Source organism: Sphingobium sp. B8D3B (genome assembly GCF_025961875.1).
GTDB lineage: Bacteria > Pseudomonadota > Alphaproteobacteria > Sphingomonadales > Sphingomonadaceae > Sphingobium.
Genome location: NZ_JAOQON010000001.1, coordinates 3354237 through 3376534 on the forward strand (window position 1 = coordinate 3354237; position 22298 = coordinate 3376534).

The following is a 22298-nucleotide window of genomic DNA, read 5'->3' on the forward strand; positions in this document are numbered from 1 at the left end:
GCTGAGGCCTAGCTGTCCCGCGTCAGCTCATCAGGCTTGCCGGGATGGCGCTCCAGTTCCTCACTGAGCGGATCATGCGCCAGCCCTTCCAGCCGCGTGCCGGAGACATAGGCAGCGCGGCCCAGTAATTGCGCGCCGATGGGCAGGGTGATGAGCAGGAACAGGATCGTTAGTCCGCTGGTCCAGTTCAGCTCCGCGATATCGGCCGCCAGCACGACGCCGAGCAGCATCAGCGTTGCCCCCAGTGTGCCAGCCTTGGTGGCGCTGTGCATCCTCTGCAGGGGATCGCGCAGTCGTACGATGCCAATGGCGGCGATGAGCAGAAAGGCGGTACCTGCAATCAGCAGGGCCATGGCGAGGATCATCATTGCCGCCTCCGCTTGCGTTCCAGGAACACGGCGAAGGCTGCCGTGGCGACGAAGTTGATGAGCGAGATGCCGAGCGCAATGTCCAGAAAGGCGCCGCGCCCGGTCGCGAGCGTGGTCAGTGCCGCGAACCCGACGGCGATGGCGGTCAGCATGTCGAGGGCGACAAACCGGTCGGCAAAGCTCGGCCCGGTCACCATGCGCCAGCCGGCCAGCAGGAAGGCCAGTGCCAGCGGCACGGCGAGAACAGTGGTGAGCGTCGACATATCGATCATCGCTCCAACTCCATGATCCAGCGCTCGTAGATCCGCTTGAACCGCGCGATGGTCGTCGCGGCATCGGCGGTGTTGAGCACATGGACGTACAGGCTGCGCTGGTCCTCGGAGACATGCAGGCAGGTCGATCCGGGCGTGAGCGACATGAAATAGGCGAATAGGGCAACGGCCCAAGGCCGCTGCAAGTCCGTCTCCACACGGATGATCGCTGGGGCGGTGCGGATGCGCGGGGACAGGACAATCCTGGCGACCGCGAGCGAGGCGACGAGGAGATCCCACAGGAACATCGCGACCAGGGTCAGACCGGCGCGCAGGCGGCGGGCGGGCCTCATAAGCCGCCTCCGCTGACGGCGGCCAGCGCGCGGCTGGAGAGGAGTGAGAGCGTCCACAGGCTTTGTGGCAGCAGGCCGATGGCGATGGTCGCGCCGGAGAGGATCGCCATGGCAATAACCCCCGCCAGCGGCACCTTGCGCACCGGCTTGCCACGCGGTTCCTTCCAGCAGGCATCGGACCAGAAGATGGACATGGAGACGATGGTCATCAGCCCGCCGATCAGTGCGATCATGCCCAGCCAGGCCATGCCGGCATCGAAGCTCTCGCGAATGACGATGAACTTGGCCCAGAAGCCGGAGAGGGGCGGGATGCCGGCCAGCGACAGCACCGGCACGGCGAGCACCAGCGAAAAGAGCGGGTTCGTCCGCGCCATGCCCCCGGCGCGGGTGAGATCCCAGCTGCCGCTCGCCCGGCGGATGAGGCCGGCGCCAAGGAACAGATTGGCCTGCACGATGATCGAGTGGACCATGTAGAACACCGCGCCGGCAATCCCCTCGCGCGTGGCGATCGCCAGCCCAATGGTCATGTACCCCACCTGCGCGACGATATGGTAAGCAAGGATGCGGCGCATGTCCGTATGGGCCAGCGCGCCGGCGCAGCAGATGAGCACGGTCGTCGCCGCAATCCAGCCGAACACCGGCACCATCTGCGCCGCGCCCATGCCGCCCGCGCCGATGCCGAACATCCCGGCGAAGATCAGCAGCAGCGCATAGAAGCCCATCTTGGTGAGCAGGCCGGCAAACACGGCCACGGCGGTGATCGGTCCGGTATGATAGGATGAGGGCAGCCAGAGGTGGAAAGGAAACAGCCCGGCCTTGAGCGCGAAACCGGCCATCAGCAGTGCGGTGGCGGTGGCGGAGGCGAAGCTGGGCGGGCGGCTGGCGAGCGCAGCGGCGGCCGCGCCGACATCCAGCGTGCCGGTGATCCCGTAGATCATGCCGACGCCGAGCAGGATGAAGGTCGCCGCCAGCATGGAGAAGCTGGCATAGCGGATCGCGCCGTCAATCTGCGCCGGGCGGCGGTCCAGCGTCAGCAGGCCCAGCGCGGCGATCAGCGCCAGCTCGAACCAGACATAGAGGTTGAACAGATCGCGGGTCAGGAACGCGCCGTTCACCGCCCCGGTCATCGCCAGCATCAGCGCGTCATAGCCGGCGCGGCGGCGGCGCGGGCCGACGTCGACCAGCGCGTAGATCGCGGCGGCAAAGGCGATGAGTGCCGTGACGACCACCAGCACCAGCCCCGGCATCGTCGCCGAGAAGCTGATCGAGATGCCGTGCGGCCAGCCGCCGAACACGGTGAGCGGGACGAGGTTGCCGCCATTGGCCTGCACGAACAGCAGCAGCGAGACGACCAGCAGCAGGCCGTTCGTGAGCAGACCGATGGCGCGGGTGAGCGCGATGCGCGCCCGCAGGATGAGCACCAGCGCCGCGCCGATGAAGGGCAGGATGACGGGCGCGGGCAGCAGCAGCGCATCAGTCATCGGTCAGCTCCCGCTCTTGCGGCGTGCCCAGCGCTTCGGCGGAATCGACGTTGCGCGCATCGATGCTGTGGCTGTGACGCCAGGCGCGCAGCACCAAAACGGCGAGCATCACCGTGAGCGCGAAGCCGATGACGATGGCCGTGAGGATCAACGCCTGCGTGATCGGATCGGCAGCCTCGCCCAGAGTGCGCCGGCCTTCGCCCACGATGGGCGGCTGGCGGCTCTGGATTCGCCCGGCGAGGAAGATCAGGATGTTGACCCCCGTCGCCAGCATCGAGAAGCCAAGCAGCATCTTCACCAGATTGCGCGAGAGGATCATGTAGAGCGCGCAGGCGATGATGCCCGCACCGACAGCGCCGTAGAGCAGGGTCATCGCGTCGCCTCCCGCTGGAGGCCGAAGTGGAAGGCCAGCACGGCGCCGAGCACCACGAGATAGACGCCCAGATCAAAGATCAACGTGGTCGAGAGGGCCGGGATGAGGCCACCTGGCTCCCACCAGAGATGGGTGAGGAACGGCTCGCCGGTTATCAGGCCGGGCAAGCCAGCGAGTAGGACGCATAGCATGCCAAGGCCCACCAGCGTCAGGGTGCGCAGGCGCAGCACGCGCTGGGCGTGATTGACGCCATAAGCCAGTGCCAGCAGCGCAAAGCTGAGAGCCGCGACCAGCCCGCCCACAAACCCGCCGCCTGGCTGGTTGTGACCGCGGAACAGAATCACCAGCGAGGCGAGCAGCAGCAGCAGGCTGATCCAGCGACCGGCGACCTGCAGGGAGAAGTGGACCGGCTCGGGACCGGGCACTGGCCCTTCACTGCCCCGGCTGCGTAGCAGCGAGCGCGCCATGACAGCGGCAATGGCAATCACGATGGTCTCGCCCAGCGTATCGATGGCGCGGAAATCCACGAGGATGACGTTGACGACATTATGGCCGTGCGCCGCCGCGAGGCTCATCTGACCAAAGAAGTGGCTGGCGGCGGACACATGTTCGCGCGCGGCCATGTCCATCACCGCCAGGAACAGTAGCGCGCTGATGCTGGTTGCGAGCAGGGCATCGCGCTTGCGCATGGCGCGGGTGCGGGTCGCCGGGCTGGCGAGCGGTACGGCCAGTAACAGGGCGGAGAGCAGCACGACGAGCAGCGCTTCGACGGTGAACTGGGTGAGCGCAAGATCGGGCGCGCCGTTCATCAAAAAGGTGATCGCGGCGGCAAAGCCCGCAAGGCCGGTGGCGATCATGCCGCTCAGCAATGTGTTGGCGCGAGCAGCGGCGATGGCCCCGCCCAGCCCGATGAGCGCGACCAGCGCCTCGCCGGGACGAATATCGTCGGGGAACGGAATGTCAGGCGCGACGCCGGCTTTCGCCACCGACCAGGCGATCAGCAATCCGGCGCCGCCGACCACCGCCAGCAGATAGCGCCGCAGATCGCCATGCTGGAGCGCGTCGGTCAGCCTGCGGGAGGAGAGGATGAGGGCGCGCAGGCTGATTTCCCACAGCGGCTCGATCTCATAGGTGTTGAACTGCTTGGTCTGCCGCAGCCAGATGTGGATCTTGCGCCAGAAGGCCACGATCAGCGCGCCGATGGAGACCACGACAAAGCTCAGCAGCAGCATCGGCGTGAGGCCGTGCCACACGGTCAGGTCCACCTCCACGGCCCGACCATAGACCGAGGCGACCGCCGGGCGAATGGCGACGCGCGTGATCCAGTCCGGCGCGAGGCTCATGAACAGGCCGGCGGCAGAGAGAAGCAGCGGGGGCATCACGAGCGAGAAGGTCTCGCCATGCTGCACCTTGTTCACCTTGCCGCGGCCCATGAAGAACGGCCGCAGCGTCACCACTCCCGCCACGCCGACCATGACGGCGTTGACCATCACGGCGATGGCCAGCGGGATGACTTCCCAACTGCTCTCCAACTGCGCCTGAAACAGGAATTCCTTGGAGATGAAGCCGATGAATGGCGGGATGCCGGCCATGGAGAGGCTGGCGCCGAGGCAAGCCAGCGCCGTCAGCGGCAGATGCCGGGCAAGCCCGCCCATGGCGCGCAAGCTGTAGAGGCCCGTCGCGTGCAGCACAGATCCCGCGCAGAAGAACAATGCCGCCTTGTAAAGGGCGTGCGCGAACAGGAAGCCGATCATCGCCACCGATGCCGCCGGCCCGTCCAACCCGACGAGGAGCACGAGAATGCCGAGTGATGCGACCGTGGAATAAGCCAGCGCGGACTTGAAGTTCTCCGCCCGCAGGGCCTGCAACGCGGCGACGAGCATGGTGACGCAGGCCACGGTGATCAGCGCGCCCCGTCCCCAGCTTTCCGCGCCGATCACCGGCTCGAACCGGGCGAGCAGATAGATGCCGAGCTTCACCATCGTCGCCGAGTGCAGATAGGCCGAGGCGGGCGTCGGCGCCTGCATGGCGTTGGGCAGCCAGAAGTGGAACGGGAATTGCGCGGACTTGGTGAAACCCGCGATCAGAATGCACACGACGATCGCCGTGCCCCACGGGCTGTCATGCAATTCGCCAACCCGTGCCACCGCCTGCGCCATGGAATAGGTGCCGAGCACATGGCCGATCATCGCGACGGCCATCAGCAAAGCGAGACCGCCGAACGCCGTCACCTGCAGCGACATCAGGGCCGCCCGGCGGGCGCGGGCGCTGCGTCCCTCAAAGCCAATGAGGAGGAAGGAGAGAATGCTCGTCGCTTCCCAGAAGACGAGGAAGACGAGCAGATTCTCGGCCAGCACCGCGCCGAGCATCGCGCTGAGAAAGAGCAGGATGTAGCAGAAGAAACGGGCACGTTCGGCCGGCGACTTGTTGGTGAGATAGCCGCCGGCATAAATCGTCACCAAGCCGCCCAGCCCGGTGATGAGCAGGCAGAGCAGGAAGGAAAAGCCATCGAGCCGCAGCGTAAAATCAAGGCCGAGCCAGGGTGCCCATTCCGCCGCTTCCCCCTTGACCCAGCCTCGTTCCACGAACTGCGCCATGTTTACGAACGCCGCGAGCAGGCCGAAGGGGAAGAGGGCGATCACCATGCCCGCACCACGCCCAATGACGTAGGCAAGCAGCGGCATCAGGCAGGCGCCGAGGAAGGAAATCAGCAATATCGTCAGCATCTACCGAACCTAATGCACAGTTTTGCCTTGTGATGCAGCACCCAATAGGCCGTCCTGGCGAGTTTTCTCGCTTAGCATGCCGGGCAACGCGCGGCGCAGTCAGGAAGGGTTGGCGAAACCGGTTCGTCCCGCTTATCAAAGCCGGATGATCGATCGTCGCGATTTTGCCCTGGCTATGGGCGCGAGTGTTCTGCTGGCCGGCTGTGCCGACAAGCGGGAGGGGATGAATGACCCGGTGGCCCGCCTGCAGGCGATGGAGCGCGCGATCGGCGGCAGGCTGGGCGCGCTCGTGCTCGATACCGGCAGCGGACGCAGCTTCGGCTGGCGGACCGACGAGCGCTTCTGTCACTGCTCGACCTTCAAATTGTCCTTGGCGGCAATGGCGCTGCGCGAAAGCGACGCCGGGCGCCTCGATCTGGCGGAAGAGCTGAGCTTCAGCCAGGCGGACCTCGTCGCCTACGCGCCCGTGGTGGAAGAAAATCTCTCCAAAGGGCGCTTGCCGATCCTCACCTTGGCCCAGGCGATCCAGATCACCAGCGACAATGCCGCCGCCAACATCCTCATGCGCCGGCTCGGCGGCCCGGAAGCGTTGACCGGCTTTTGGCGGGAGATTGGCGACAGCACGAGCCGGCTGGATGGCTATGAACCGGAGATCAATGTGATCCCGCCCGGCACCGAGCAGAACAGCACCACGCCAGCGTCAATGGCGCAAACCGTGCGCAAGATCGTGCTTGGCGATGTGCTCAGCGCGGCCAGTCGCGACCGGCTGAGGGACTGGATGGTGCAGACCCAGAGCGGGCGCAATCGCATCAGGGCCGGCATTCCCGCCGATTGGCAGGGCATGGACAAAACGGGCACCGGGATGCGCCAGGGCGTTGGCAACAAGACAAACGATCTGGCGGTGTTGGTCCCGCCGGGCGGACGCAGTCCGCTGATTGTGATCGGTTATGTCGAGACGCCGACCTTCGCCGAAGATGTCCGGCCGCAAGACGAAGCCGCCCTCAAGGCGCTGGGCGCCCTCGCGGTCTCCTGGAGCGCCTGATCGCCATCGGCGAGTGGGCGACCAGCATTTCGTCATTCCCGCGCACGCGGGAATCCAGTTCCACGCCTGCGCCGGGAAGCAACGTCCAAGCTGGATTCCCGCGTTCGCGGGAATGACGGAGGTGAAGCGCCTTCGCGATTAACCCTCTGACCCTAAAACCTAATCTACGAACGCCCGCTCGATCACATAATCCCCCGGCTTGGCATTCGAGCCCTCCTCAAAACCAAGCGCATCGAGGCGGGCGGAAAAGTCGCGGATCATCGCCATCGATCCGCACATCATCACCCGGTCCGTTTCCGGGTCCAGGCGCGCGGGGCCGCTCAGGCCGCGGAACAGCGTGCCGTCGTCGATCAGGGCATCGAACCGCCCCGTGGTGCGGAAAGGCTCGCGCGTCACCGTGGGGCAATAATGGAATTGCAGCAGGGCCTGATCCTGCACCAGCGGGTCGCCGGCGAGTTGGCTTTCCAGATCGGTGCGGCATGCCAGATCGGCGACCGTGCGCACGCTGTGCGCGAGCATGAGCTGGCCGAAATACTCATAGACATCCGGATCGCGCACGAGGCTGAGGAAGGGCGCGAGGCCCGTGCCGGTGGAGAGCAGGAATAGGCGGCTGCCGGGCCGCAGGGCGTCCATCACCAGCGTGCCGGTGGGCTTGCGGCCGAGATAGAGGCCGTCGCCGGGCTGGATCTTGCACAGGCGCGAGGTGAGCGGGCCATCCTCGACGCGGATCGAGAGAAATTCCAGTTCCTCGGCATAAGCGGGGCTGGCGATGGAATAGGCGCGCAGCAGCGGCCGCCCATTCTCGCCCGGCAGGCCGAGCATCACGAACTCGCCGGAGCGGAAGCGGAAGCTCGCCGGCCGCGTGATCGCGAAGCTGAAGAGATGGTCGTTCCAGTGCTTCACCCAGCGAACGGATTCCACGCTGAGTGCGCCGGTCGGCTCGAGCTCGAAGCCGTGATGGGTCATGTCATTCATTGGGGAACCTTACAGTGGCGGGATCGAACATGGGCAGCGCGGGCCAGAGTTCAACCGCCCGTAGCGCCGCGCCGAGCGAATCAAGCGCCATACGTAGCGCCGGAGCCCCCTCGGGCTGCACGACAAGCGCGACCGTCGCGGGCGTTTGATCCGCGTGTGCCCCGTCGGGCAGGCGGATCAGACTGAGCAGAAGCGCCTCGCCATCGCTGAGCCGGGGGCAATCGACGTCGGCAAAGGACAGCTTCTCGCGCGCGTGGCGGTTGAGCACGGCCATCATCATGTGGAAATGCGGGAAGCCGGCCATGAGATCCGCCTTGTGAAAGGCCGGGCCGACATCGCCGCAAGGGCAGCGCCCGCAAGAGACCGCCTTTGCCCAATGCCGCATGGCCCAGACGAGCAGACGGCCGCCACGATCGAGCAAGGAAAGCGGGCAATCCAGAAACGCATACATGGGCAATCTCTCCCGTGGCAGTCAGGGGCGATGGCAGGCGGCGCTGGCGCCGGCAAGGCCAGCGCGCATATCGCCGGTGGAAGGACGTCCCCGGCCCGCTGCACCTGCAGGCCGGGAACGTCCGCGCCGCGCGAAGAGGGGTTCGCGCAGGTGAAGGCGTCGCGACTGCACTGATCTACTAATGACAATGAATCGCATTAGCAGCGTCATGCCGATCCCGTCGGACGTCGTCAAGCGTGGTCTGCATTTCTCGGTTCATCCGAGCGCCGAATTGTTATGCGAAGGATCAACTGGCATCCAGCACCATGCCCGGCTATGCGCGGCCAGCGGCGATTGCACGGCATCGAGTCAGCGCCGTCGCACGAACGGGCAGCATCAGGATGCGCTGCCTGAAGCAAGGAGAACCATCTATGCCCGCCCTGCGCCCCGATATCGATCCCGATGGCCTGCTCGAATATTCGGTGGTCTTCACGGATCGCTCGCTCAATCACATGAGCCAGGCTTTCCAGGGCGTGATGCGCGATATCCACGCCACCTTGTGCGAAGTCTACAACGCCGAGCGCGCCGTGGTGGTACCCGGCGGCGGCACCTATGCGATGGAGGCAGTCGCCCGCCAGGTCGCGACCGGCGAAAAGGTGATGGTCATCCGCAATGGCTTCTTCTCCTATCGCTGGACGCAGATTTTCGAGGCGGGATCGATCCCGGCATCAGAAACGGTGATGAAGGCCCGCCGCATCGGCAATGGCGGCGCGGACCAGCCTTTCGCGCCTGCGCCTGTCGACGAGGTCGTCGCCGCCATCCGTGCCGAGCGGCCCGCAGTCGTCTTCGCCCCGCATGTCGAGACCGCGTCGGGCATGATCCTGCCGGACGATTATATTCGCGCCGTCGCCGACGCGGTGCATGAGGTCGGCGGCCTCTTCGTGCTCGATTGCATCGCATCGGGCTGCATCTGGGTGGACATGGTCGCGACCGGCGTCGACATCCTCATTTCCGCCCCGCAAAAGGGCTGGTCCGCGCCGCCATCGGCTGGGCTGGTGATGATGAATGCCGCCGCGCTGGAGCGCTGCCGCGCCCGCCAGTCGACCAGCTTCGCGATCGATCTCGCCAAGTGGAACAGCATCATGGAAGCCTATCTGAACGGCGGCCATGCCTATCATGCCACCATGCCCACCGATGCGCTGCGCACCTTCCACAAGGCGATGATGGAAACCAAGCAAATCGGCTTCGAGACGCTGCGCGCCGCGCAATGGGAGCAGGGCAATGCCGTGCGGGCGATGCTGGCGGAGCGCGGCGTGCGGTCGGTCGCCGCCGATGGCTTTGCCGCGCCGGGCGTGGTCGTGGTGTTCACGGAGGATGCCGCGATGCAGACCGGCAAGCCCTTCGCCGCGCTCGGCCTGCAGGTCGCCGGCGGCGTGCCACTGATGGTGGATGAAGGCCCGGATTATCGCAGCTTCCGCATCGGCCTCTTCGGCCTCGACAAGCTCAAGGACGTGCCTGCCAGCCTCAAGCGGCTGGAAACGGCGTTCGATCAGCTGTTCTGAGCTGGTCCGTCAGCCCTCTCCTGCCAGCAGGAGAGGGTTGGACTGGGCTGGAAATCAATGCTGCTCTTCAACGGAGTGAGAGCGAAAGGGGGCCTATTTGGAACCCACGCCATTGCGGACGATCAGCTTTCCATTGTCTTCCGCGATCAGAGCTCTGTCGCCGTTATAGCGAATATGGCTGCGCGCCATTTTTGCACATTCGGCGTCATGATTGATTTGGCGCGCGACCCATCGTTTCCAGGCAGGCTGCTGCAAAGCCCGGCACTCGGCTTCATAAATGCCGCAACTATGGGCGGCCCGCATTTCTTTGATTAACAGCAGCCAACGACTTCGATCTTTCGGAATGCCCTCCTCTGGAGGCTGGCGGTCATAGCCCACACGGTCTTCTGGGCTTTCCATAAGCCGATCATAGCGATCACTATGTTCACTGCCCATGCCTTTTCTGAGATATTGCTGTGGGCCACAGAGCATCAAAGTGGACTGACTGCATCCCCAGCAGGTTCTGCCAGCCGACATGGCCTGAAGCCGCTTCCTTCAGCCGTGCCAGGCCTGCGAGCCATTGCCGCAACCCCGCCCGCTACAACAGGCCGTGTCCGGCGAAGCTGAAGACGGCCTGACCGGCAAAAACCCAGTGGTCTGCGACATGAATGTCCAAGGGGTGCGCCGCTTTGCAGATTTGGTCCGTCATGATCCGGTCGGCCTTGCTGGGTTCGGCGATGCCGGAGGGGTGGTTGTGGGCAAGAATGATGTGCGCCGCCCCGAGGATGATCGCGGTCATGACGATTTCGCGGACATAGACCGGGGTGCTGTCATATCCCCCGGACCAATGAGTACGGCTCTCGATGACGTGTTTGAGCTGGCTCAGATAGACCACATGGAAGTGCTCGATCCGGCAATGCCCGATTTCCGCAGCAAGGTGACGCTTCAACTTTTCGACATCGAGGGGCTGCGTGGTCTTCAACGCTTCGGATGCCAGCACGCTGAGATGAAGGCTCCGAAAGTCCTTGATCGCGCGTATCTGCGCCTCCGAAGCGCCCCGCAATTTGAGGACGTCCGGTGGAGCGTGGACCAACTCAGCCAGCGAGGCGAATTGCCTCGAAAGCTGCTTTGCGATCGCCCATGGCCGCGGCAGGCCGTAGAGCGCAAAAAGACCTGTCAAATGGCTCAAGGAATGCTTCATCGGCCGTTTGATGATCCGTTAAATGGTCATGCTTCTGAGATGCATTAACCATAATTTGGACCATAGGTGCCTGTAAAGCGGACTTGTGTCTACAAGTCTACATAAGTTGTGGACAAAATTCCGGACTCTTACAATTCCCGCAGGGCCCGCGAGGGCCGCAGCGACATCAGTGGGATCGATCCGGCCAGCCCGATGCCCAGCGTGATGATCGCGCCGCCCGCCAGTGTCGCCAGCACCACGCCCCAGTCCGGTGCCCAGCCGAATTCGAAGACCTGCACGATAACATACCAGGCCGCGCCCATGCCCAGCGCCAGCGAAACCAGCGCCAGCGTGGCGGCGAGCAGGGCATATTCCATGGCCTGCGTGCCGAGGATCTGCCAGCGCGTCGCGCCCAGCGTCTTGAGAATCACGCTGTCATAGCTGCGCGCTTGCCGCGAGGCAGCGATGGCGCCGATCAGCACCGCAACGCCCGCGAAGATGGCGATGGAGGCCGCCGCCACGATGGCGCCGGACATCTGCTCCAGCAGCCCGCTGATCTGCTCGACCACTTCGGCCACCGCGATCACCGAGACGCCCGGGAAGGCGGCGAGCAGCGCGCGCGTCACGCCCGCGCCTTGCGCCTCGTCCATGGTGATGGTGGCGGTGAGGCTGTGCGGCGCGCTCGCCAGAGCGCTGGGCGAGAAGACCATGACATAGTTGAACCCCATGCTGTCCCAGTTCACCTTGCGCAGCGAGGCGATTTTGGCTTCGATCTCGCGGCCGAGCACGCTCACCGTCATGCTGTCGCCGATCTTGAGGTTGAGCGTCTTCGCCGCTTCCTCGTCCAGCGAGATGAGCGGCGGCCCGGCATAATCGGGCGCCCACCATTGCCCGGCGACCAGATCGCTCCCTTCCGGCAGGGTCGCGCTATAGGTCACGCCACGTTCGCCGCGCAGGAACCACGCGCCCTCGGGCAGTTCCTCCATGTCGGCGACGCGCTGCCCGACATAAGCCACGATGCGCCCGCGCAGTGCCGGCACCACGTTCAGCTCCGCCGCCGGCGCCTCTTGCGCCACGATCTGCCGGAAGCGCGCTTCCTGATCGGACGGGATATCGAGCACGAACTGGTTGGGCGCCTTCTTGGGTACCGTCCGGTCGATCTCGGCGGTGAGGCTGGTCTGCACGCCGGCCAGCGTGACGAACAGCGTGAGCGCCAGCCCCAGCGCGATCACCAGCGCGCTGGTCTGGGCGCCGGGGCGATACAGATTGGCGATGGCGAGGCGCCAGAGCGGCCGGCGCGGGCGCGGCACGCGCCGGGCAATCGCGCTGATCCCCCAGCCGAGCAGCAGCAGCAGGCCGAGCACCGCCGCCGTCGCGCCCAGCACTGCGGCGGAGAACAGGGACTCGCGCGCCGTGCCCAGCGCAATCGCGAGCACCGCCATCACGCCCAGCACCACGCCCGCCACGCTGCGCCGGTCCAGCCGGCTGCGCGGCTCGACATGCGCGCGCAGGATCGCGGCGACCGGCAGCGTACGCGCGCGGTCCAGTGGCGGCAGGGTGAAGATATAGGCGATCAGCAGGCCATAAGCCGCGCTGGTGATCAGCGGCAGCGGATGGATACGGAAGCCCGGCTGCACCGGCAGCACATCGCCCAGCACGGCAATCAGCGCCGGCGGCAGCAGCGCGCCCGCGATCAGCCCGCAGGCAATGGCAATCGCCGCCACGGTGCCGATCTGCATCAGGTAGATGCGCTCGATATCCGCAGACGTCGCCCCCAGCACCTTGAAGGTCGCGATGCCGCCGCGCTTGATCGCAAGGTAAGAGGAGACGCCATTGCTCACCCCGATGCCCGCGATCACCAGCGCGGTGAGGCCGATGAGCGAGAGGAACTGCCCCATGCGCTCAATGAAGCGACTGGTGCCCGGCGCCGCATTCTCCCGGTCGCGGAACGACCAGCCCGCCTCGGCCTGCTCGTCCTCCAGCCGCTTGCGCAGCGCCTCGACATCGGTGCCCGGCGCCACGCGCACGCGATATTTGCTCTCATAGAGGCTGCCCGGCTGGATCAGCCCCGTGCGCCGCAGCCCGTCGAGCGAGACGATGGCGACCGGCCCGAGCGTAAAGCCTTCGCCCACCCGGTCCGGCTCCTCGGCGATGATGCCGGCGATGGTGAAGGTCGCGGTGCCATAGCGTAGCGCATCGCCCGGTTTGACCTGCAGACGCTCGGCCAACGCCTCGCCGATCAGGATGCGGTCGGCGGCAAGCGGGGCATAAGTCCCTTCGCGCAGCAGCAGGTCGCCATAGAGCGGATAGGCGCCGTCGACGCCCTTGAGTTCGGTCAGAACCGCAGCCGGACCATCGGTATCGCCGGACCCCACGGCATTGGCCCCAACCGCATTCGCCATCGCCCGCAGCCGGATCGTCTCGCTCATCGTGCCCAGCGCGCGCAGCGACTGCTTCTCGGCCTCGCTCGCCTCGCGCTGGCTCATCCGCGCCTCGATATCGCCGCCCAGGATCGTCTGCCCGCGGGCGCTGATCTCGCTGGTGATGGAGGTCGTCAGGCTGCCGATCGCCGCCAGCGTCGCTACGCCGAGGAACAGGCAGACGAACAGCAGCCGCAGCCCGCGCAGGCCCGCATTCAGGTCGCGCCGGGCAATCGACCAGCTCGCCCGCAAGCTCAAAGCCCTCATGCGCGTGGTCATGCGTGGGCGCCCTCCACGATCAGCCCGTCGCGCATTTCCACGATGCGGTCGCACCGCTGCGCAAGATCGGGGTCGTGGGTGATGATGATCAGCGTCGCCCCGCTCGCCTGCTGCCGGGTGAAGAGCAGGTCGATGATCGCCGCGCCGGTGTGCCCGTCCAGATTGCCCGTCGGCTCATCGGCAAAGATGATCTGCGGCCCCGGCGCCACCGCGCGCGCAATCGCCACGCGCTGCTGCTCCCCGCCGGAAAGCTGGGCGGGATAATGGTCGACGCGATGCCCGAGACCCACCGCCGTCAGCTCCGCGCGCGCTCGCGCAAAGGCGTCCTCAAGCCCCGCCAGCTCCAGCGGCACGGCGACATTCTCCACCGCCGTCATCGTCGGCAGCAGGTGGAAGGCCTGCAGCACGATGCCGATCTGGCCGCGCCGCGCGCGCGCCAGCCCGTCCTCATCCAGCGTGCTGAAATCCGTGCCTGCCACGCTCACGCTACCGCTGCTCGCCTGCTCCAGGCCGGAGAGCACCGCCATCAGCGAGGACTTGCCCGATCCCGAGGCGCCGAGGATCGCAATGCTCTCCCCGCGCATTATGTCCAGGTCCACGCCCTTGAGGATATCCACCTTCGCCTCGCCCGTGCCGAGCGAGAGGGTGACATTGCGGGCGCGGATGGCGATATGGGAGGCATCGATGGGTGCATGCATGCGGAAAGGGCCTCGCGTGGCAAAGACGTTTACTCGTTATGGTGTCTCACTGCTGCTTGTCCAAGCACTGCTCGCCTGTTCTCCACAAACTCCCGACACTCAGGGGGGTGCTGGTGCCGGCAATAACGCCGCCGCAGCCCTCTCCAATACGGCAAATGGCCCTGACGCCCGCAGCGCCCCGGTCGCGGACCGCAAGCTGGTCGTGGTGTTCGGGGATAGCCTCTACGCCGGCTATAATCTTGGGCCACGCGAGGGCTTTGCCCCGGTGCTGGAGCGCGCGCTGGGGGGGCAGGGCGTGCCCGCGCAGGTGGTCAATGCCGGCGTCTCGGGCGATACCACCGCAGCCGGCCGCCAGCGCCTCGCCTTCACGCTCGACGGGCTGGAGCGCAAGCCGGATCTCGTGATCGTCGGCCTCGGCGGCAACGACATGCTGCGCGGCCTGGAGCCAAAGGAAACCCGCGCCAATCTCGATGCGATCCTCGCCGAGCTGCAAAAGCGCGGCATCCCCATCATGCTCACCGGCATGGTCTCCGCCCCCAATATGGGCGCGGACTACGCCAAGGCCTTCGATCCGATCTTCACCGATCTCGCGAAGAAGTACGACGCGCCGCTCTACCCCTTCTTCCTCGATGGCGTGATCGGCAACCGCACCCTCATGCTCCCCGACGGCATCCACCCCAATCCGCAAGGCGTGGAGACGATTGTGGGGCGGGTTGGGCCGCTGGTGGCGGGGGTGTTGAAGGGGGAGGGGGAGTAGAGCGCACCCGCGCGACGGTTCCGCCACTCCACGCACGGCATCCCCATAATCCCATGCGCGTCATGCTGAACTTGTTTCAGCATCCATGGCACGAGACTGAATTGATCTCGACTGCAAGATGATCCGCAGCGTCATTTCTCGACCGATAGACGTGAGGCGAGGGCGCAGGCTAACAAGGGCCTAAGCGGCGTCCAGTGAAGGTCCTTATTATTTCGTACCCATATAGCCGCATGGTTTCGGTGACTGTGACGCTGCTATCACCGTAGTGGTCATTTACTTCTACGGGGATTCCCTTGATCTCACGTTCTGGTGTGTCAACTCGTGTAAATCCGGTAATACGACCTTTCTCCATTACAGCGCTATCAAAGTGTTTTGGTGCGGCAGGGTAGCGATGGAATAGAAGAGATTTTACAGTAATCGACTCCGCCTCCTTCTTTGTAATGCAAAAAGAATGAGTGGCAATATCTGGAGGCGCACCTTTTACGTTCAGTCTCGCAACTGTTATTTCCCATTTCCCGTCCCGGATTCCCTCAGCAGACGCACTATCGCACGCGGTCAACGGGAGAATGGCACTGATCAACAGTGCTAAGGCAGTTCGTCTCTCTTTCATGGTTCTGGTTCTCTGCCGAACTTGTTACCGAAATACATATGAGCGTGCCGGAGATCAGTGATCAATTGGTCGCAGAAATTCTACGATCTGAATACGAGTTACCCGCCCGGCTTTGCGACCTAATCGCCCCGTTACCTCAACTGCGCCGCGCTTGCCGGCAGCTGCAGTGTAAGGATTGGATTCATTCTCAAAAACTGGGTCAAGTACCTCCGCCATAAGGAAGCCTCCATCCGGATTTTCTACGCTTAGGCCGTTTGTGTGGAAACGAAAGCCGTCCGTGCGGAGTGTTAGGTCACCCAGAGGAGTCCAGTCGAGCTTTTGAGATTCTCTTATCGCCTCGGCATCATCTGCGTTCACGATGAGTGGCTTGGCGTCGCCGGATACGAAGCTTGCCGTGCTGACAGACCGGCCCACGGGAGCGACATAATCGGTCGCTGCTTGTCCACTGCCTGAGATCGCTGCGCGAAGAACATCATGTAAGCTTATTATTTCACGGTGACGCCGCTCGTCAGAACGATCTACACTCTCGTGTGCCATCCGCTGGGATTTGCTCATGGCGCCCAAAGCCGCCTTGTGCATCTCTGCCATTTTTTGAATCGCAAATTCCACGGTGTCATCCTTTCCACGGAACTTGTCGATTATCGCAGTGACGTAGTGGGTGAGGATATCAGGACCAATTGCAGCGATAATTGGTATGCCATAACTCAGGGCTGTAGACACTTCGCCGAACAGGCCATCCATGCCATATGAACCTCTTTTAGGCTCGTGGACTTTCAGAAGAAGGGGCACCTTCTCGTTTCGGTTAGGCAATCTCTCGAAGGCAAAAATAAAGAGGCAGTCTGAAACCATCCTCCCGATCCCTTGGAGGGATTTTCCAAGTAGCCGAGCGTCGATCGTATGGTTGGCGGCATCGCCGCCATCATAGACGATATGGATTGCACTTTCAGACACTACTAGTTCCCCCAGTTCTAGGTAGGTCTAGCGACAAACCGTGCATATTTTGAGTCCCGAAATACTGTAAGAAATGAGGGTTGGAATAAGGGTAAATCCCCGTCCCCCATTCCCCTCCCGCGCCACACGCGCTAGGGCCGGGCCATGATCCGCCTGACCGGTCTCACCCTGCCCCTCGATCACCCGGACGATGCACTCGCGCCCGCCATTGCAGCGCGCCTTGGCATTTCGCAGGGCGATCTGCTCGGCCATGAGGTCGTGCGGCGCGGCAATGATGCGCGGCGCAAGAGCGCGATCCTGCTTGTCTATTCCGTGGACGTCGCGCTGCGCGACGAAGCCGCCGTGCTGGCGCGGTTTGCGGGGGACAAGGATGTGCGCCCGCGCCCGGATACGGATTATCATTTCGTCGCCCGCGCGCCGGAGGGCTGGTCCGGCCTGCGCCCGGTCGTCATCGGCGCGGGGCCATGCGGGCTGTTCGCGGGGCTGATCCTCGCGCAGATGGGTTTTCGCCCGATCATCGTGGATCGCGGCAAGGTGGTGCGGGAGCGGACCAAGGACACCTGGGGCCTGTGGCGCCGCTCGCAGCTGAACCCGGACAGCAATGTCCAGTTCGGCGAAGGCGGGGCGGGCACCTTCTCGGACGGCAAGCTCCATTGCCGGGTGAAGGACCCGCGCTTCCTTGGCCGCAAGGTGCTGGAGGAGTTCGTCCGCGCCGGCGCGCCGGAGGACATCCTGACCGAGGCGCATCCGCACATCGGCACCTTCCGCCTCGTCACCATGGTGGAGAGCATGCGCCGCACCATCGAGGGGCTTGGCGGCGAATATCGCTGGCAGACGCGGGTGGACGGGCTGGAGCTGGAGCGCAGCCCGGACGGCAACATGGCCCTGCGCGGCTTGCATCTGCACGACGGCAGCTTTCTGGAGGCCGATCATGTCGTCCTCGCCATCGGCCACAGCGCCCGGCCGACCTTCGAGATGCTGCACGAGCGCGGCGTGTTCATCGAGCCAAAGCCTTTCTCGCTCGGCGTGCGCATCGAGCATCCGCAGGCCTGGGTGGATGAGGCGCGCTACGGGCGATACGCCAAGCATCCGGTGCTGGGCGCGGCCGCCTATAGCCTCAGCCATCACTGCGCCAACGGGCGCACCGTCTACAGCTTCTGCATGTGCCCGGGCGGGCGGGTGGTCGCGGCGACCTCCGAAGAAGGGCGCGTCGTCACCAATGGCATGAGCCAATATTCCCGCGCCGAGTTCAATGCCAATTCGGGGCTGGTGGTGGGCATCGATCCCGCCCGCGATTATCCCGATGGGCCGCTGGCGGGCATCGCGCTGCAGCGGCATTGGGAATCGCTGGCCTTTGTCGCGGGCGGCTCCAACTATTGCGCGCCGGGGCAGAAGGTGGGCGATTTCCTGGCCGGGCGCGCCTCCACGGAACTGGGCAGCATCACCCCCTCCTACAAGCCGGGCGTCAAGATGACGGACCTCGCCACCTGCCTGCCGGAGTTCGTGCTGGAGTCCTTCCACGAGGCGATCCCCGCCTTCGGCCGCCAGATCGCGCGCTACGATCATCCCGATGTGGTGATGACCGGCGTGGAAACGCGCACCTCCTCACCGATCCGTATCACCCGCGGCAAGGATTATCAGAGCCTCAACGTCGCCCGCCTGTTCCCCGCCGGCGAGGGCGCGGGCTATGCCGGCGGCATCCTCTCGGCGGCGATGGACGGCATCAAGGTCGCCGAGGCCGTGGCGCAGAGCATCATGGGCCGGCGGTAAGGTAGCGAGCCGAAGCCTGCGCGGATAACTTCACGCCCGGTTCCTCTTCGTCATTCCCGCGAACGCGGGAATCCAGGTCAGCGCTTGCGCTATGGGGCAGTGTCGAAGCTGGATTCCCGCGTTCGCGGGAATGACGAGGGATGAGGATCAGGGGAAGGCCGATCCGCACCCGCCGTTCACCCCGGCTTACGATCCCAAACCGTAATCGTCCCGGCATCGCCATCCACCCGCACCCAGTCGCCGGTGCGGATGGCGTCGAGCGGGTCCTGGTCGCACTCGGTTACGGTCGGGGTGCGCATCACCACGGCGCCCAGCGCGGCCTTGGTGGTCATGATGTTGAACACCATCGCCACCGGCGAGGCACCGCGCAGCTTGGACATGTGGAAGATGCTCGACCAGCCCGAGGAGCCCTTGGCGCCGGGGAAGACCAGCACCTTGCCGGCGAAGCTCTGGCCCTTCAGCTCATGGCGGCTCTCGATCACCGTGCCGCTCATCGGGTTGACGCCGCCCCAGCCGGAGATCGTCTCGCGCGTTACCAGCGCCTCGCCCTCGGCGACACCGGGTACCACGGCGCGGCCACGGATGATGAGGCGGGGCTTGTCCAGAACGTCGCTCATGCCAGGGCTCCTTTCCACTTGCCGGTACAGGCCGCATCCACGCAGTCGGCGGAGGTGCCGTACCAGCCCTCGATGCCCATCATCGCGGGCAGATAATGCACCTGCTTGGCGCTATCGAGCGCCGCGACCTTCGTGCCCTTGGGCACCGCCTGGCTGATTGCCGAGCAGGTGTCGGTCATGAGGTAGGCGCCGGCATCGCGCAGGATCTTGGAATAACCGTTGGCATCCGCCGTCGCCTTCACCGCGCGGCTGGTGAACACCCACAAGGCGCTGTTGGCGCTCACCTTGCGCCCTTCGATCAGCGCGCAGACCTGCGCAATCTGCTCGATGGAATAATGCGGGCAGCCGAGCATGACATAATCGACATCCTCGCTGGAGCCGACGCTGTTCAGCGTCTCATAGATGCGCCGCCGCGCCGCCGCGTCATAGACGAAGCGCTCGCCCTTGGCTGCTCCGCCAAAGGCCGTCTCCACGCTCGGCGCCTCGGGGGTGATGCCGACCATGTGATACATCTCGACGCCGCCGGACGAGGCCGCGGCCGCGCCGAAATGCTTGTGGCGGATGAGGCTCGCCTCGCTGATGTCGCCAGTGATCACGGGGATGGTATCCTGCACGGCATCGCCGACGAAATAGCCGAGCATTCCCCATTCGAAGATGCTGTCGACCGGCACCTGCACGTCCACGCTATGCTGCCCCTTGCGGAAGTCGTCGCGGTGGAAGCCCCAGTCGGGAATGCGCTTGGCCAGCATCGCGGCGCTGGTGGATTCGCGTCCCTCGCAATTGGTCCGCGCGCCGATGACGGAGTTGGCGAACACCACCGCGCTCGATTCCATCCACGCGCAGTGCTCGCCCATCACCGGCACGTTGCCGGCGAGATAGGGCGTGCAGGTCTTGAGGATCTGGATACCGTGGGCGGCGACTTCCGCCTCGTCAGAGACGAAATTGTCGTGCGCCTCCGTCGTCATGCCCTGCTCCTGCCAGAGCGTGGGGTCCATGCCGCCCTGCAGATGGCACGAAAAGGCGTTCATGCGCGGCACGTCCACAACTTCGTCGCTGTCGAGATCGAAGCGGGAAAAAACGGCGCGATAATCTCCGCCATCTGCGGCATAATAATCCTTCACCCATTGCGGGGCGGAGCCGGGCACGCCGGCAACGTTGTTTGTCTCGACGAAACGCTCCGCGCCAAGCGCGTCGGCATAGCGGATGAGCAGTTCCATGGCTTTTTGCGTCGCGGCGCCGGACTCTCCGTCCAGCATGGCTTGTTCGGCATCGGTCAGCATCACCATGGCAGGCTCTCCATTATTCGTTACCTTACTATCGATCAGGATGGCGCGAGAAGCAAGGCTCGTGATTGCCTCGCAGCGCGAAGCCTGCCTCATCGAGCACAGAAAAATCCGTGGTAAATGCTCTTTTCACACTGGGGGGATAGAGGCATAGTCTCCTGAGCCATTGAATCACGGGCCTTTGCCGGGCCGCTGGGAGTTGATGTGAGCGCTGCTTTCCGCTTTCCGCGGTTCTTCATGACCAATGCCGGACCGTGCCCCTATCTGCCTGGGCGCACGGAGCGGAAGGTGTTTACCGAGCTGACCGGCGAGCACGCGTCCGAGCTCAACGACGCGCTGGGCCGCATCGGCTTTCGCCGCAGCCAGAACGTCGCCTATCGCCCGAGCTGCGCGGATTGCACGGCCTGCGTCTCGGTGCGGATCGTGGCGAACGAATTCAAGCCCAACGCCACGCAACGCCGCCTCGTGCGCCGCAACAGCGATCTGGTGGTGCGGGCGTGCAAGCCTTGGTCCACCGACGAGCAATTCTCGCTGCTCCAGCGCTATCTCGCCGCCCGCCACCCGACTGGCGGAATGACTGAGATGGACGAGATCGATTTTGCCGACATGGTCGAGCAGACGCCGGTCGAGACCTATCTTATCGAATATCGCGAACCGGGGGAAGACGGCCGCCCCGGTCGGCTGATCGGCGCCTGCCTGACCGACAAGCAGGGCGACGGGCTGTCGATGATCTACAGCTTCTTCGAGCCGGAGCTGGAAGGCCGCAATGGCCTCGGCAGCTACATCATCGTCGACCACATCCTGCGCGCCCAACGCGCCGGCCTACCCTATGTGTACCTCGGCTACTGGGTCGAAGGCTCGGACCGGATGAATTACAAGGTCCGCTATCAGCCGATGGAAAAGCTCGGCCGTGCCGGCTGGGAGCGGCTGGTGCTGCCGGCAGCCTCCGCAGAAACGCAAAGCGCCGTGCGCCCGGAGCAGAGCCTGACTCGCGACCATGAGGGGCGGGTGCTTAAGTAATCGGCCTGCGTCGGTCTGAACGGGGGTGTCGTGCGCGCTTGCGGTCGTGCGCTATGAGTTCCGCTACTTGAGAGCAGGTAAGGCTAAGCCTGCGGCTGGAAACTCGTGGGGAGTGGTCTTTGCCAAACCTCCCCGTTCGTGCTGAGTAGGGTCTGAGTGGCGCCGCAGGCGCGTATCGAAGAGCCGTATCGAAGCATCGCAGCGCATAGGCTGGTCCTTCGATACGCCGCTTCGACAAGCTCAGCAGCTACTCAGGACGAACGGACGGGAGATCCGCAATGTCGTCGCGTCCGGAACGTCCGCTTTCGAGCTAAAAACTCGAAAAGCCGCCCTTTCGTGCAAGAGCGCCTTGTGAACACCACCCGTCCATAAACGCTAAGGGTCCGGCCGCTCGAAAGCTGCCGGACCCCTGCTGGAAAGCCCCCCGGTTCCAGTTCGCTCGGGGCGTGCGGCCGCGATGTTGCGCCTTGCGGTCATGCGCCTTGGTGCGAGCGATAAGGGGAGGCTATCAATGCCTTAGCGGCTTGGCGAGTCCGGTGGCCGGGCTGCCCGTCCCAAAGTGGATCAGCCGAAGGGTCCGTGCGTCAGCCTGCCAGAGCGGGGGCGATTGCTGCGCAGAGCGCGTCCAGCCCGGCGGCGTCGGCCTCGTCGAAGCGGGCGGGGCGGGGACTGTCGAGATCGAGCACGCCGATCAGCGCGCCTTCGTGGATCACCGGCACGACCAGTTCCGATGCGGAGGCGGCATCGCAGGCGATGTGGCCAGGGAAGGCGTGGACATCCTCGACGCGCTGGACCTGCCGGGTCGCCGCAGCCGTACCGCACACGCCGCTGCCCAGCGCGATGCGGATGCAGGCCGGCTTGCCTTGAAATGGGCCGAGCACCAGCACCTCATCCACCAGCCGGTAGAAGCCGGCCCAGTTGAGGTCCGGGACATATTGCCAGATCAGCGCTGCGACATTTGCCATATTGGCGATGGCGTCTGGCTCGCCCTCGGTCAGCGCGCGCGCCGCAGCGAGGAGATCGGCATAAAGAGCGGGCTTGTCGCTGCCCGTTGCGGGAGAAAAATCGTACATGCCTGCCCATTTAGGCGCCGCCTGTCCCCCGCGCCAGCCTCTTGGCTCTTGCGGATCGGGCCGCCGCATGGTCTTCAGGCTCAGGATTATCGGGCGGTTA

General features: G+C 64.9%; 21 protein-coding genes. 5 read left to right on the forward strand and 16 right to left on the reverse strand.

The genetic code is table 11. From position 1 onward, the window contains the following. Positions 1-8: 8 nt before the first annotated feature. Genes mnhG through mbhE form a run of 6 tightly spaced genes read right to left on the reverse strand, consistent with a single transcriptional unit; the run spans position 9 to position 5552 of the window. A complete protein-coding gene (gene mnhG, locus M2343_RS15695; protein WP_264577346.1) occupies positions 9-368 on the reverse strand; it encodes a monovalent cation/H(+) antiporter subunit G in 360 nt (119 codons plus the stop codon). Then, positions 365-640 (reverse strand): monovalent cation/H+ antiporter complex subunit F, encoded by a 276-nt coding sequence (locus M2343_RS15700; RefSeq protein WP_264577347.1) that lies wholly within the window; start codon positions 638-640, stop codon positions 365-367. The genes mnhG and M2343_RS15700 overlap by 4 nt, the downstream gene beginning before the upstream one ends. Further along, positions 637-972, reverse strand: coding sequence for a Na+/H+ antiporter subunit E (locus M2343_RS15705; RefSeq protein ID WP_264577348.1), 336 nt, complete (start codon positions 970-972; stop codon positions 637-639). The genes M2343_RS15700 and M2343_RS15705 overlap by 4 nt, the downstream gene beginning before the upstream one ends. Further along, positions 969-2453: a complex I subunit 5 family protein gene (locus M2343_RS15710; RefSeq protein WP_264577349.1), complete on the reverse strand. Its 1485-nt coding sequence runs from the start codon at positions 2451-2453 to the stop codon at positions 969-971. Before M2343_RS15710 ends, M2343_RS15705 begins: the two co-directional genes overlap by 4 nt. Then, positions 2446-2826: a sodium:proton antiporter gene (locus M2343_RS15715; protein ID WP_264573620.1), complete on the reverse strand. Its 381-nt coding sequence runs from the start codon at positions 2824-2826 to the stop codon at positions 2446-2448. Before M2343_RS15715 ends, M2343_RS15710 begins: the two co-directional genes overlap by 8 nt. Beyond that, entirely contained in the window at positions 2823-5552 is a 2730-nt protein-coding gene (gene mbhE / locus M2343_RS15720) for a hydrogen gas-evolving membrane-bound hydrogenase subunit E (RefSeq protein ID WP_264577350.1), read from the reverse strand. The genes M2343_RS15715 and mbhE overlap by 4 nt, the downstream gene beginning before the upstream one ends. 145 nt (positions 5553-5697) lie before the next feature. Here mbhE and bla point away from each other — a divergent pair, with 145 nt between their 5' ends. Further along, complete coding sequence (gene bla / locus M2343_RS15725) at positions 5698-6594, forward strand: class A beta-lactamase (RefSeq protein WP_264577351.1); 897 nt, start codon at positions 5698-5700, stop codon at positions 6592-6594. Positions 6595-6753: 159 nt separating this feature from the next. On the opposite strand, the gene M2343_RS15730 is transcribed toward bla, so the two are convergent. Together M2343_RS15730 and M2343_RS15735 are read right to left on the reverse strand one after the other, a co-directional pair. Next, positions 6754-7569 (reverse strand): ferredoxin--NADP reductase, encoded by an 816-nt coding sequence (locus M2343_RS15730; RefSeq protein WP_264577352.1) that lies wholly within the window; start codon positions 7567-7569, stop codon positions 6754-6756. After that, a complete protein-coding gene (locus M2343_RS15735; protein WP_264603904.1) occupies positions 7562-7873 on the reverse strand; it encodes a hypothetical protein in 312 nt (103 codons plus the stop codon). Before M2343_RS15735 ends, M2343_RS15730 begins: the two co-directional genes overlap by 8 nt. A 557-nt stretch (positions 7874-8430) precedes the next feature. Here M2343_RS15735 and M2343_RS15740 point away from each other — a divergent pair. Further along, entirely contained in the window at positions 8431-9561 is a 1131-nt protein-coding gene (locus tag M2343_RS15740; protein ID WP_264577354.1) for an alanine--glyoxylate aminotransferase family protein, read from the forward strand. Between the two features lie 93 nt (positions 9562-9654). Here M2343_RS15740 and M2343_RS15745 read toward each other — a convergent pair whose 3' ends face one another. The 4 genes from M2343_RS15745 to M2343_RS15760 form a co-directional block, all read right to left on the reverse strand. Next, positions 9655-9996 carry a hypothetical protein gene (locus M2343_RS15745; protein WP_264577355.1) on the reverse strand — a complete coding sequence of 114 codons (342 nt, stop codon included), beginning with the start codon at positions 9994-9996 and terminating at the stop codon, positions 9655-9657. A gap of 142 nt (positions 9997-10138) precedes the next feature. Beyond that, complete coding sequence (locus tag M2343_RS15750; RefSeq protein ID WP_264603905.1) at positions 10139-10729, reverse strand: JAB domain-containing protein; 591 nt, start codon at positions 10727-10729, stop codon at positions 10139-10141. Positions 10730-10869: 140 nt separating this feature from the next. Then, the gene (locus tag M2343_RS15755; RefSeq protein ID WP_264577357.1) at positions 10870-13407 is read right to left on the reverse strand and encodes an ABC transporter permease; all 2538 of its coding nucleotides are present in this window, start codon (positions 13405-13407) and stop codon (positions 10870-10872) included. A gap of 8 nt (positions 13408-13415) precedes the next feature. Further along, positions 13416-14117, reverse strand: a complete 702-nt coding sequence (locus M2343_RS15760; RefSeq protein WP_264577358.1) for an ABC transporter ATP-binding protein — start codon at positions 14115-14117, stop codon at positions 13416-13418. On the opposite strand from M2343_RS15760, the gene M2343_RS15765 reads away from it, so the two are divergent. Then, positions 14116-14874: an arylesterase gene (locus M2343_RS15765; protein WP_264577359.1), complete on the forward strand. Its 759-nt coding sequence runs from the start codon at positions 14116-14118 to the stop codon at positions 14872-14874. The two genes, M2343_RS15760 and M2343_RS15765, sit on opposite strands and share 2 nt — an antisense overlap. A 664-nt stretch (positions 14875-15538) precedes the next feature. Here the strand turns inward: M2343_RS15765 and M2343_RS15770 are convergent. Then, the gene (locus M2343_RS15770; protein WP_264577360.1) at positions 15539-16435 is read right to left on the reverse strand and encodes a hypothetical protein; all 897 of its coding nucleotides are present in this window, start codon (positions 16433-16435) and stop codon (positions 15539-15541) included. A 144-nt stretch (positions 16436-16579) separates the two neighbouring features. Here M2343_RS15770 and M2343_RS15775 point away from each other — a divergent pair, with 144 nt between their 5' ends. Next, on the forward strand, positions 16580-18205 hold the full coding sequence (locus M2343_RS15775; RefSeq protein WP_264577361.1) for an NAD(P)/FAD-dependent oxidoreductase: 1626 nt from the start codon (positions 16580-16582) through the stop codon (positions 18203-18205). Positions 18206-18381: 176 nt separating this feature from the next. Here M2343_RS15775 and M2343_RS15780 read toward each other — a convergent pair whose 3' ends face one another. Together M2343_RS15780 and M2343_RS15785 are read right to left on the reverse strand one after the other, a co-directional pair. Then, positions 18382-18822: an aconitase X swivel domain-containing protein gene (locus tag M2343_RS15780; RefSeq protein ID WP_264577362.1), complete on the reverse strand. Its 441-nt coding sequence runs from the start codon at positions 18820-18822 to the stop codon at positions 18382-18384. After that, positions 18819-20108 carry an aconitase X catalytic domain-containing protein gene (locus M2343_RS15785; protein WP_264577363.1) on the reverse strand — a complete coding sequence of 430 codons (1290 nt, stop codon included), beginning with the start codon at positions 20106-20108 and terminating at the stop codon, positions 18819-18821. Before M2343_RS15785 ends, M2343_RS15780 begins: the two co-directional genes overlap by 4 nt. Positions 20109-20309: 201 nt before the next feature. On the opposite strand from M2343_RS15785, the gene M2343_RS15790 reads away from it, so the two are divergent. Beyond that, positions 20310-21125 (forward strand): arginyltransferase, encoded by an 816-nt coding sequence (locus M2343_RS15790; RefSeq protein ID WP_319799416.1) that lies wholly within the window; start codon positions 20310-20312, stop codon positions 21123-21125. A gap of 584 nt (positions 21126-21709) precedes the next feature. On the opposite strand, the gene M2343_RS15795 is transcribed toward M2343_RS15790, so the two are convergent. Further along, positions 21710-22198 (reverse strand): GAF domain-containing protein, encoded by a 489-nt coding sequence (locus M2343_RS15795; protein WP_264577364.1) that lies wholly within the window; start codon positions 22196-22198, stop codon positions 21710-21712. Positions 22199-22298: the final 100 nt, after the last annotated feature.